At 66.9% G+C, this 11,765-nt stretch carries 11 protein-coding genes; 8 read left to right on the forward strand and 3 right to left on the reverse strand.

The annotated features are described in order from the left end of the window. Positions 1-53 precede the first annotated feature (53 nt). Positions 54-1,562, forward strand: coding sequence for an LLM class flavin-dependent oxidoreductase (locus tag BJY22_RS19985; RefSeq protein WP_167208934.1), 1,509 nt, complete (start codon positions 54-56; stop codon positions 1,560-1,562). A gap of 3 nt (positions 1,563-1,565) precedes the next feature. On the opposite strand, the gene BJY22_RS19990 is transcribed toward BJY22_RS19985, so the two are convergent. After that, positions 1,566-2,192 carry a DUF6308 family protein gene (locus BJY22_RS19990; RefSeq protein WP_167208936.1) on the reverse strand — a complete coding sequence of 209 codons (627 nt, stop codon included), beginning with the start codon at positions 2,190-2,192 and terminating at the stop codon, positions 1,566-1,568. Between the two features lie 214 nt (positions 2,193-2,406). On the opposite strand from BJY22_RS19990, the gene BJY22_RS19995 reads away from it, so the two are divergent. The 4 genes from BJY22_RS19995 to BJY22_RS20010 all read left to right on the forward strand — a co-directional run bounded on the left by BJY22_RS19995 (position 2,407) and on the right by BJY22_RS20010 (position 7,791). Then, positions 2,407-6,090, forward strand: coding sequence for a DUF6531 domain-containing protein (locus tag BJY22_RS19995; RefSeq protein WP_167208938.1), 3,684 nt, complete (start codon positions 2,407-2,409; stop codon positions 6,088-6,090). 711 nt (positions 6,091-6,801) lie between these two features. Continuing rightward, positions 6,802-7,008, forward strand: coding sequence for a hypothetical protein (locus tag BJY22_RS20000; RefSeq protein WP_167208940.1), 207 nt, complete (start codon positions 6,802-6,804; stop codon positions 7,006-7,008). Positions 7,009-7,153: 145 nt separating this feature from the next. Further along, entirely contained in the window at positions 7,154-7,390 is a 237-nt protein-coding gene (locus BJY22_RS20005; RefSeq protein ID WP_167208942.1) for a hypothetical protein, read from the forward strand. A gap of 65 nt (positions 7,391-7,455) precedes the next feature. After that, positions 7,456-7,791: a MafI2 family immunity protein gene (locus tag BJY22_RS20010; protein WP_238350405.1), complete on the forward strand. Its 336-nt coding sequence runs from the start codon at positions 7,456-7,458 to the stop codon at positions 7,789-7,791. 244 nt (positions 7,792-8,035) lie between these two features. Here the strand turns inward: BJY22_RS20010 and BJY22_RS20015 are convergent, their stop codons facing one another. Further along, positions 8,036-8,659: an NADPH-dependent F420 reductase gene (locus BJY22_RS20015; protein ID WP_167208946.1), complete on the reverse strand. Its 624-nt coding sequence runs from the start codon at positions 8,657-8,659 to the stop codon at positions 8,036-8,038. Between the two features lie 51 nt (positions 8,660-8,710). Further along, entirely contained in the window at positions 8,711-9,445 is a 735-nt protein-coding gene (locus BJY22_RS20020) for an SDR family oxidoreductase (RefSeq protein ID WP_167208948.1), read from the reverse strand. Between the two features lie 138 nt (positions 9,446-9,583). Between BJY22_RS20020 and BJY22_RS20025 the strand changes: the two genes are divergently transcribed. The 3 genes from BJY22_RS20025 to BJY22_RS20040 all read left to right on the forward strand — a co-directional run bounded on the left by BJY22_RS20025 (position 9,584) and on the right by BJY22_RS20040 (position 11,755). Further along, positions 9,584-10,201 carry a TetR/AcrR family transcriptional regulator gene (locus tag BJY22_RS20025; RefSeq protein WP_167208950.1) on the forward strand — a complete coding sequence of 206 codons (618 nt, stop codon included), beginning with the start codon at positions 9,584-9,586 and terminating at the stop codon, positions 10,199-10,201. A 32-nt stretch (positions 10,202-10,233) separates the two neighbouring features. Continuing rightward, positions 10,234-10,854: a DUF4291 domain-containing protein gene (locus tag BJY22_RS20030; protein ID WP_167208952.1), complete on the forward strand. Its 621-nt coding sequence runs from the start codon at positions 10,234-10,236 to the stop codon at positions 10,852-10,854. Between the two features lie 256 nt (positions 10,855-11,110). Next, positions 11,111-11,755: a LysE family transporter gene (locus BJY22_RS20040; RefSeq protein ID WP_238350406.1), complete on the forward strand. Its 645-nt coding sequence runs from the start codon at positions 11,111-11,113 to the stop codon at positions 11,753-11,755. Positions 11,756-11,765: the final 10 nt, after the last annotated feature.

Raw genomic sequence — 11,765 nt, forward strand, 5'->3', positions numbered from 1 at the left:
GTTGCGCCAAGTAATTTGGCCGACGAGCCCCTTTCGACAGGTGAAGGTGAACCATGGACTACGGCCACGAGTTGGTCTTCGGCACGTTCCTGACCCCGGCGGTCGACGCGCCGGACCGCGTGATCGCGCTGGCCCAGCTGACCGAGCAGGTCGGTCTCGACCTGGTGAGCTTCCAGGATCATCCGTACCAGCCGCGGCTGATGGATGCGTGGACACTGCTGTCCGTGGTCGCCGCCCAGACCCAGCGCGTGAAGGTCACCACGAACGTCGCCAACCTCCCACTGCGGCACCCCGTCGTGCTCGCACGCAGTGTCGCAACGCTCGACCTCGTCACCGGCGGGCGGGTCGAGCTCGGCCTGGGAGCCGGCGGGTTCCTGGACGCGGTCGCAGCCAATGCGGGGCCCCGGCTGACGACCGGGCAGAGCATCACCGCGCTGGAGGAGGCCATCGCGATCATGCGCGAGGTCTGGACACCTGAGGGCGGCGGCATCCGGCTGGCGGGCAAGCACTACACGGTGAGCGGAGCGAAGCGCGGTCCGGCGCCGGCGCACGACGTGTCGATCTGGCTGGGTGCGTACAAGCCGCGGATGCTGGCGCTGACCGGGCGCCTTGCGGACGGGTGGTTGCCGAGCAGCGGGTACGCCGGGCCGGATCAGCTGGCCGCTATGAACAAGGTGATCGACGAGGCGGCTGTGGAGGCCGGACGGGATCCTGCTGCGGTACGGCGGCTCTACAACATCGCTGGTCGGTTCAGTGGCAGTGGTGGGTTCCTGCAGGGACCTGAGGAGCTGTGGATCGACCAGCTGACCGAGCTGACGCTGGGGGAGGGGATGAGTACCTACATCCTTGCCTCTGACAACCCTGACGACATCAGGCGGTTCGCTGAGGTGGCAGCAGGGGTCCGCGAGGCAGTGTCAGTCGCTCGGTCGGGTGGTGCTGTTGCTGCCCGTCCTGTCGCTGCGAGCAGCTTCGGCGTCGTACCGACACCACCTCCTGCTGTACGACGTAGCGCAGTACAGCTGCTGGACGAGTCGGAGCGGCCGACCGGCCCGGTACCGGATCCGAGTCGGACGTACACGCAGTACCAGCTGCAGTCCGGTCAGCATCTGATCGACGTACACGATCACCTGCGGGCAGAGCTCGAGCAGGTCCGTGACCTGGTGGAGCAGGTCGCGGCCGGGTCGCTGGGAGTTGGTGCGGCGCGGTCGCACATCAACACGATGACGATGCGGCAGAACAACTGGACGCTGGGGACGTACTGCGAGTCGTACTGCCGGCTCGTCACGACGCATCACTCACTGGAGGACGCGTCGCTCTTCCCGCACCTGCGCCGGGCGGATCCCGCGCTGGCACCGGTCGTGGACCGGCTGCAGGAAGAGCACAAGATCATTCACGACGTGCTCGAAGGTGTCGACAAGGCGCTCGTCGCACTGGTTGACGGATCAGGAAGCATTGACGGGTTGCGGGCAGCTGTCGACCTGCTGGACGACACGTTGCTGTCGCACCTGTCGTACGAGGAACGTGAGCTTGTCGAGCCGCTGGCGCGGCTCGGCGTGCTGTAGTTCCTACTTGGCCTCGCCCAGCAGGGAGGCGAGGATGTCGAGGAGCCGGAGCGTCGGCACCTCGCCGAGCAGGCGGGCGGCGGACGTGGCCGGCTCCGCGATCAGACGGACCTGCAGCAGCTTGAAGTCGCGGACGTTCGCCGGGTTCACCAGGTCGTCGCGGACGGCCTTGAGGAACTCGGCGCCGGCCGACGCGCTGCCGTACGTCATCCGGATGAAGCTGTCGGTCACGGGGTAGAGGTAGGGCCGCTTCAGGTGCAGCAGCTTGGACTTCTTCGCGTGCCCGAACCCGCGGTGGCCGGTGAACTTCTCGTCCAGCGCGATCGCCGCCTCGAACAGCGCACTGCCCGGCTCGGCGTCCTCGAGGCGCGCGTCCACCGGAATCGCGGCGAGATCCTTCTCGGCATCGACCTCGAGCAGCCACGGAATGTCGTTGGCGCGCAGGTCGGAACCGATCACCATCGTCCGGGCGAGGTCCTCGAGAGTGATCTGGTTCGGGTCGGAGCCGCCGACGGTAGTCATACCCGGCAGCCCGTCGTAGTACTGCAGCACGGCGCCGTTCGACTCGGCGTACAGCCGTAACTGCGCGATCGCCTCGTCGACGACGATCTTCCGGGTACCGATGTTCATGAGCCACACCCTCACACTCGTGGTGGCATACCCGCCAGCGGGCGGACCATCATTCGAACGTTCCTCACACTGTTTCCGCAGATCGTAGCGACTTCCGGGCGACCTGCACGCCAGGGTCACTGCCCGTTATCCACAACCTGTAATCATTCGGTCCGCGAGCGCGCCGAACTCCGTAAACTCTCAGTCACAATCCCACGACTGAGCGGAGGCAACCATGCGGAATCGGCTCCTCGCGCTCGTCCTGGCTGTCCTCCTGCTCGTGCCCTTGACCCCGGCCGCGGACGCAGCGCCACCGGACGCATATTCGTGTCTGCATCCGGACGTCGCCGTCTCTGCGAACGGTGAGGTGCTGAGCACCGGCTCGGAGATCGCCAACGACGGCGGCATGGCGCACGCCGGCACCGGCGTCACGCTCACTTTCCAGGCCCGGACCTTCAATCCGACGATCGACCTGTGCAACCTGCGCCTCACCGACACGCGCACGTGGCAGGTCGGTCACTGGCCCTGTGAGAACGCGCCCAAGCCGAAGCCGGCACGGACCCAGTCACTGAGCTGGTCGGTCTCGGTGCCGCTCGACTGCGAGTTCGTCGGCTCACCGAATCTGCTGAGCGTCACCCTGACGAACGGCAAGGGTTCGGCGGGAGCCTCGGTCATGATCTACGCCGGCGCGCCCGGGTTCGCACTGCCGGACAAGCAGGCACGGGCGTTCTTCGGGCCGTTCGCGATGCAGTCCGACCCGGTCAACTCACTGACCGGCGCGCTGACCGCCGTCGCGACGGACGCCGCGGTGACGGCGGTCGGCGTACCGCTCACGGTGACGCGGACCTACAACTCGAACGACGAGTCCACCGGCCCGCTCGGCGTCGGCTGGCGTTCGACGTACTCGGACCGCCTCGAGCTGACGCCGACCGGCGCGCGGTACCTGGCGTCCGACGGGCGGGAGATCGGGTTCGCGCGGAAGGGCGCCGGGTTCGCCGTGGAGCCGGGGGCCGCTCGGTTCACGCTGGCGCGGGCGGGGACGACCTATGTACTGACGAGCTTCGACCAGGTGCGGATGCTGTTCTCGGCGGCCGGCGAGTTGCAGGCGATCCGGGACCGCAACGGTCAAGGGGTGACGATCGAACGTGTCGCGGGACGCGTTCGCACGGTCACCAACGGGCGGCGGTCGCTGTCGTACGACTACGACGGTGAAGGCCGGCTCGTGTCGGCTCGGCTCTCGGGGCCTGGCGTCGCGCCGCGGACCGTTCGGTACGAGTACACGGACGGACGGCTGACGGGCGTGACCTCGCCGGGTGGGATCCGGACGCGGTACGAGTACGCCGACGGGCGGCTCAGGTCGGAGACCGTAGGGGACGCGAAGGTGCCCGCGTACGTGACGGAGTACGACGACGGTGGGCGGGTCGTCGCTCAGACCGACGGCAAGGGCGGTCGGTCGACCTGGTCGTGGGAGACCGAGGGCATTCGCGGCACGTCCACGATGACCGACCCGACGGGCGGGAAGTGGATCAACGAGTACGAGCGGAACTGGCTGATCCGTCAGACCGATCCGACCGGTGCCACGGCGACGTTCCATTACGATGCCGACGGCAACCTCATCCGGGTCTTCGACACGCTGGGCCATGGCGCCCGGCACGAGTACGACGCGTTCGGACGGGCCGTCGCGTCGACCGACGCCGTGGGTGCCGTGACTCGTCGGACGTACAACGCGCGGAACGATGTCGTCGCGACAGTGGATCCGCTCGGGCGGCGCACGACGTACTCGTATGACGCCCGCGGCAACCTGACCGGTACGGCGTACCTCGGTCGCGCATCCTCCGTCAGCTACGACTTGCGTGGGCTGGTCACGGCGTCGCGCGATCCGCTCGGGCGGGTGACGCAGTTCGCGTACTCCGTGGACGGCGATCTGGTGCGCGTCACCGATCCGCTGCGGCAGGTGACGCGGATCGAGTACGACGGGTGGGGACGACCGGTCAAGGTGACGTCACCGCGTGGCGCGGTCAGCACGGTCAAGTACAACGACGACGACCAGCCGCTCGAACAGCGCGGTGCGCTCGGCGCCTCCAGCAGCCAGACGTACGACGCACAGGGCCGCGTCTCGACGCTGGTCGACTCGCGCGGCGGTGTCACTCGGCTGCGGTACGACGAGAACGGCGCCGTGGTCGGCGTCACGAGACCGTCGTTGCCCGAGGCCACCACGACGTACGACGCCTCAGGCCGGGTGGCGAAGGCCGTCGACGCGAGCGGACGTGCGCAGACCTTCACGTACGACGGCGCCGGCCGGACGAACTCCACGACGTACGGCGGTCGCACCTGGCAGTTCTCGTACGACAAGTCCGGCCGCCTGATCCGCACGACGCTGCCGTCAGGCAAGACCGCGTCGTTCGAGTTGGATGCCCGCGGCGCGCCGCTACGGATCACGTACTCCGACAAGACGCCCGCGGTCAGCTCCACCTGGGACGCTGCGGGCCGCCGTACGGCGATGGGCGACGGGTTGGGCGTCACCCGCTTCGGCTACGACTCCTTCGACCAGCTGACCTCAGCTACGGGTCCAGGTGGCACGGTCACCTATCGCTGGGACCCGGTCGGCAACCTCGCCGGCCGGACAGCCGCCGGCCACACGGAGTCGTACACGTGGGACGCCGTCAACCGCCTCACCTCCGCCGCGGCTGACGGCAAGCCCTTGGCGTCCTACCGCTACGACCTGGCCCACGGCACGATCACGACAACCCAGCCGGCCGGGCTGACCAAGACCGAGCGCCAAGACCTTCGCGGCCGCACCACCTCCCTGTCCATCACCCAGAACGGCCGCCCGCTCCGCACAATCACCTCGACGTACGACGCCGCCGACAACATCACCCGCTCGAACGACTCAACCGCCGGCACCTCGTCGTACACCTACGACCCGCTGAACCGCCTGACCGCGGCCTGCTACGGCACCGACCAATGCACCGATGACGCCCGCGACTACATCCGCTACGCCTACGACGCCAACGGCAACCGCACGTGGGAGAAGCGCCCCACCAGCGCCACCTGGTCCCTCTACGGCCCCGGCAACGAACTCCAGGCCTCCATCACCGCTCCAGCCAGCTACCCGCTCGACCCGCCGACCACCCACGCCTACACCTACGACCCTGACGGCAACCTCACCTCTGACGGCACCACGACCTACACCTGGTCCGCCGCCGGCAAACCCGTCACGTCAACCGCAGCCGGCACAACCACCACGTACGCCCACTCCGGCGACGGCCGCCGAGCGACGTCCACCACAGGCGGCGGAGTAACCCGCTACCTCTGGGACCCACTCTCGCCCCAGATCCTCAACACAGCGACCGACGCGAGCCCCACCCGTTACCTCTACGGCGCCGGCCTCCTCGCGCAACAGACCCCCACCGCGCGGACTCCGCTCACCACAAGCGCGAACGGCTCCGTACTCACGACAACCCCAGCCAAGCCCGCCCAACACGACTACGAGCCGTACGGCCAGACCCGAGCCGGACGGCATCGAGGGCACCCTCACCGACGTCTCCCACATCTCCGGCTACGTCTCCACCGCAGCCCTGGCAGGCGCCGTAATCTGCACCCTGGCCCGCCCCTGCGCCCCCGCCGTCCCCATCTTCCTCCAGGTCTCCTCAGCCACCGGAGTCCTCTCAGCCGGCACAGCAGGCATCCTCGACTCCCAAGCGTGCGTCCTCAAAGGCAACTGCTCCCAACTAGCAGCCGACATAACCGTAGGCCTCGTCGCCAGCCGCTTCCCCGCCGTCGGCAGCGCGCGACGGCTCCCGACGATGGCGTACGCATCGTTCGGCGGGCGGGACCCAGCGATCATCAACATGATCGCGTACTCGAAGAGGAATCCGTTGGACGGTTTCTACGACCTGATCGGACACGGCGGACCTAACGAACTTGCGGGTCAATCCGCAGCGGAGATCGCACGCAAGATCAGCCCGGGTCTGGCCGGGCGGAATGTCAGGCTCCTCTCATGCTCGACGGGATGCCCCAGCGGTACCTTTGCACAAGACCTCGCCAATGAACTCGGGGTGACGGTCTTGGCGCCGACGACAGAGATCGCATCCAGTGGATCCGGCAAGACCTTGAAGATTTACGACGGAGGTGTTTGGCGGTGGTTCGAACCGGTCGTTCGACGCTGAGGCTGATTGGCTATTGGCGTAGTCCGACGGCACCCGACTGGCCCGACCCGAGGGACTACGTTGATCGCTCGTGGGATCCCGAGGAACGGGACATGATTGCTGACTATCTGCGATGCGGCTTTATTTATCGAGCCTTCGGGGGCCTGTCGACCTGTCGCCTCTGCGATTGTCAGAATGGCGCACTCGAGCGGAGCGACGGCGTTTGGTATTGGCCGGACGGACTCGTGCACTATGTGACCGAGCACCATGTTCGGCTGCCACCCGAGTTCGTTGACCACGCCCTCGAGTACCTGGACCGGCTGGGTGATGCCGAGGCGGATCTGGACTGGTGGCGTTCTCAGGGCTCATCCCGTGACGGATAGCGCATGACCATGTCCTGCAGAATGCCGCGACCATGTGGAAGTCGTCAGTGTCGCTGCAGGCGTGATTGATGGAACGGTCATAGGATTCTTGGAGCCACAATGAGTGCCGGATACTCCCTCATCCTCGCGAGCTCTGTCGGTGAACGCGACGGTATCGGGCTCGAACCCACGCGGGTCGACGGCGGTTGCGCGGCCGAGGTGTTCGAGGACGCCGACACGGGCAATCGGGTTGTCAATGTCTTTGACAAGAATGTGCCAGTGGAAGCGATCGAGTGGCTTCTCGCCGAGGCCAGGGCTCGGCTATGACTGGCGACTGACGAGCGCGTGGTCCGCATTCATGTGACAGGGCCTGCTCGACTCGCCGGACGCCGAGTCCGCCCTTCGTCAGTGTGGCGCATTGTTCCGTTCGTGCGGGTCGCGCTTGTTTTCTCGAGGTGTATGAGGTGTTCGCATGAGAATCCTTTGCTCGAATGAGGTCGACGCAGAGCGCGCCGCCGTTGCTGAGGATGAGTCGGTCCTTGTGCTGTCCCGAGGTGAACTCGCCTTCCTGGCAAACTCGGTGCAGGAGGCGCTGGAAGTCGTCGATGAGTGGGAGTTCGACACTCGGCTCGGGATGCGTCCGGAGGAATCCAGGATGCTCCACGATCGCATCCGTAGCTTTCTGATGGAGAATCGATCAGGTGAATAGCCGCGGCCCGGCTCGAAGCAGACGACTGACGCGGATTGCGGCGTTCCGGGGAGACCGAGGTGAGGATGGATGCAGCTGAGTTCCGGATCGAAGTACTGCTGTCCTTTCAGCGCGCCCTGTGGGACTTGGTCACGCCCAATCTCAGAGGTGTCACGGTTCGGCCCACATCTCCGCTGATCGAGGCAAGGTTCCTCTATGAGGCGTTAGGCCAGGAAGAGCACCTCCTGGTCTCGGAGGCTGAGGCATACGTCATCGCTGACTTCGTACCTGCGGTTGACGTCCGGTTCGACGCTGTCGCCGTACCGCCTGACCAGTCCCGTGAGCTGTTGGCAGGAGAGGAATGGGTGTACCGGCGACGCGAGGACGAGCCGGACTTGGAAGATCGCTCACGCGACGACTGAGACTGATCGCCCGCTGGGTCGCAGCAGGAGCCTCAGGACGGCCGGATGGGGAGGATCTTGTTCAACCGACTGGTGCGCTGCGGTGGCCGCTCATCGCCGTCGGCGGGATCCAGGTCGAAGAGTGCTGAGTTGCTCGGGTGGGCACGGGGCTGATAGACGGTCCGTATTGTTCGAGAAGCTGAGCAGAATCAGTCGGTGATCCCGTTGTCAGGGCGCCGTGTTCGTCGACTGGTCGGTCCGGGGCTCAGCCGGGGAATTCGTTGACGCCGAGGGCGAAGTTCCAGTGGCCGACGCCATTGGCGGCGAGCCCCATCGTGACCAGGCCCATTCCTTCCAGCCAGTGCGCCATTCTCAGGCCGCCGACGTCCAGCGGGCGCAGTCCGAGGCTCTCGACGAATGCCGCGACGTCCGCCTTGGCCTGCGCACTGTCGCCGGCGATGAAGACGTTGGGCCGGCCCTCCTCCAGGACACTGCGGAAGATGGTGTTGAACGCCTTCACCACGCTTGCGCCAGCCGGGGCCACCTTGGCGACTTCCTGCGCGATCGAGGTCTCCTCGCTGTGGGCCAGTCCGTCGAACGTGGCATTGAAGGGGTTGCTGATGTCGACGATGACCTTGCCCGCGAGGGCGTCTCCGTACTCGGCGACGACCGGAACGACACTGTCGTACAACAGGGCCGTGATGACGATGTCCCCGGCCGGGACGGCACCCCACTTGCCCGGCGTCGCGCCGCCGCCCAGAGCCTCGGCCAGGTCATCGGCCTTGGACTGATCGCGTCCCATGACCTCGACGGTGTTGCCGCCCACGACCGCGAGCGTGCCGATGGCACGGGCCATGTTTCCCGTACCGATGAGGGTGATGCTGCTCATGAGGTGCTCTCTTCCTGTTCTCGAGGTGTCGCTCTGTCTCGTTCGTGTGGCTCAGATGGCGGTGGTGCCGCCGTCGGCGACCAGTTCCAGCCCGTTGACGTAGCTGGAGTCGTCGGAGGCGAGGAACAGGGCGACGGTGGCGACCTCTTCGGGGCGGCCCATCTGTCCGCGGGGGATGAGGGACTCGAATGCGGCCTTCGTTGCCTCGTCGAACAGTTCTTCCTGTTTGGCGGTGGCAACCTGGCCGGGGGTGAGGACGTTGACCCGGATCTTGCGGTCGCGCAGTTCGTTGAGCCAGACGCGGGCCCACGCCTGCTGGACGGCTTTGCTTCCCGCGTAGAGGCTCCAGCCGGGGAAGGCGCCGAGGGAGGCGTTGGATCCGGTCATGAGGATCGAGCCGTTGTCGTTGATCAGCGGCAGTGCCTTCTGCACGGTGAACAGGGTGCCGCGCGCGTTGAGCCAGAAGGCGCGGTGGAACTGTTCCTCGGTGATCTCGCCGAGGACGGCGGGTTCGCCCATCCCGGCGCTGGCCCACAGCACGTCGATCGAGCCCTTCTCCCGCTTGACGGTGTCGTACAAGCGGTCCAGGTCGTCCAGTTCGGCCGCGTCACCCTGGACGGCGGTGACGTTGCGGCCGATCAGCTTGACGGCGTCGTCCAGTGCTTCCTGCCGCCGGGCCTGGATGAAGACGTATGCTCCTTCTTCGACGAACAGTTTGGCGCCGGCCAGCGCCATACCGGTGGATCCGCCGGTGATCACCGCGACCTTGCCATCGAGCTTTCCCACGATCACTCCGTTGACTTGATGGATGTCCGGAACAGCTCGGTTCTTATGTACACCGGACTGTGTATGTAACGTATCCGATGACCGGCCGGAGCGCCAGCTAAGTACACCGATCGGTACCGAACGGCCTACACTGGAGCCATGACGGAGTTGGAGAAGGGCCCGAGTGGCCGGCGCCGCGGCAGGGGCGCACGCGAGCGCATCCTCAGCGCGTCCCAGCAACTGTTCCGCGATCAGGGCATCAACCGCACCGGCATGGACCAACTCTGCGCCGCGGCCCAGGTGTCCAAGCGCACGGCCTACCAGCACTTCACCGGCAAGGACGAACTCGTCGCCGAATACCTGCGCCGATTCGATCCCGACGTCATGCCCGGAGTGTTCGACCGCACTGACCTCACACCCCGTGAACGACTCCTCGCCGCCTTCGAGATGCCCGCGTCCACGCCGCTGTGCCCCTACATCGCGGCGGCCGTCGAACTCCACGACCCCCAACACCCCGCATCCCAGTACGCACGCGACTACAAGACCGCCATCGCCGCGCGGCTCACCGAAACCGCCCGCGAAGCCGGCGCCACCGACCCCGAGCAACTCGGCGAACAACTGGCCCTGCTCATCGACGGCGCCTCGGCGCGCACCCGAGTCCTCAACAGCGACTGCTTCCCCGCCGCCGCCACCATCGCCGCCGTCCTCATCGACAACGCCATCCCCGCGTCAGCTCCGCAGCCCGGCGATGACCGCCGTACCGCGACGTCCAGCTGAGTGCGGTCCGGAACGTCTTTAGGATCGCGGGCATGGAGGCTGGGGTGTTTCGGCAGGTTCGGGCGTCGTACGACGATGCTTCGGTTGCTGTGTATCAGGCGTATTCGCCGGAGATTGCGGAGCCGGCGTTGCGGGCGGGGACATTTGTCGAGCCGTTCGGGATGGGGCGGATGACGTGGATCAAGCCGTCGTTTCTGTGGATGGCCTATCGGTCGGGGTGGGGGACCAAGCCGGGGCAGACCCGGGTGCTGCGGATTCATCTGCGGCGTGAAGGGTTCGAGTGGGCGTTGGCTCGTGGGGCGCTTTCGCATTACGACGCTGGGTTTCACGAGTCCGAGGCGGCTTGGAAGGAGTCGCTGGTCGGGGCGTCGGTGCGGATTCAGTGGGATCCGGAGCAAACGGTGACGCTGACGCCGCGGCCTCGGGTGCGGGCGATTCAGATCGGGTTGTCCGGTGAGGCCGTACGGCGGTACGTGAACGAATGGATCCTGCGACTGGAGGACGTCACAGCGGAGATGCACCGCGTGCGCGACCTGGCCCGGGCGTCGACGAGTGCGGCCGAGGCGGAGCTCCCGGACGAGCGGCCGTACCCGCTCAGCGATGAACTGGCCGCCAAGATCGCAGCGACGCCGGGAGCACATCCACCGGCCTGATGCTTGGGCGGATGGCACCAACCGGCAACGCAGCGATTCCGGCCGCACGCAAGGGCGCGGACGTCACGGCGAGCGATCTGACCCCCGAGCTCCTCGCCGCACCCGCCGCCTAGGGATGGTTGTTTGGGCCAACTGGTAAATGGTTTGAGCGGGTCGGTGGGCGTCATCATCATGGGGGCATGACTACGACGACCTTCGGACTGTTGCTGGTGGGACCTGTGGCCTTGGTGGCTCGGGTTCAGCAGCAGGTGGGCCGTTGTTGGGGGTCGATGCCCGATCCGTCGTGATCGGGGCAGTGGTCGCCGGGCTGTTGGCCGGGTATGGGGTTGCCATGCCGGTCGGGCCGGTGGGGACCTATTTGGTGGCGTTGACGGCGCGGAGTTCGTTGCGGATCGGGGCGTTTGCGGCGCTCGGGGTTGCTTCGGCTGATGGCGTGTACGCGGCGGTGGCCGCGGGGGCCGGGTCGGTGTTGGCTCCGTTGCTGGTGCCGATTGTGGGGCCGTTGCGGTGGGCGTCGGTTGTGGTGCTGGTCGGGCTCGCGGTGATGGGTGCGGTCCGGGCGGTACGGCGCTATCGCGATCGGCGGATCGTCGCGTTGCAGCACGACACGCCGATCGGTGCGTGGACGGCGTACTTCGGGATGCTCGGGATGACGATGCTCAACCCGTGGACGGTGATCTACTTCGCCGCGCTGGTGCTCGGTGGGTCGGAGATCGCGGGCGCCGGGGAACGGATCGTCTTCGTGGTGGCGGCGTTCGTGGCGTCGGCGAGTTGGCAACTGTTGCTGGCCGGCGGTGGTGCGTTGCTCGGGCGGTTGCTGACCGGGCCGACGGGTCGGTTGGTGACTGCGCTGGCGTCGTCCGCGGTCATCGTCGTGCTGGCCGTGCGGATTGTTGCCTAGGGCGCCGTGT

The sequence above is a fragment of the Kribbella shirazensis genome, assembly GCF_011761605.1.
Taxonomy (GTDB): Bacteria; Actinomycetota; Actinomycetes; order Propionibacteriales; family Kribbellaceae; genus Kribbella; species Kribbella shirazensis.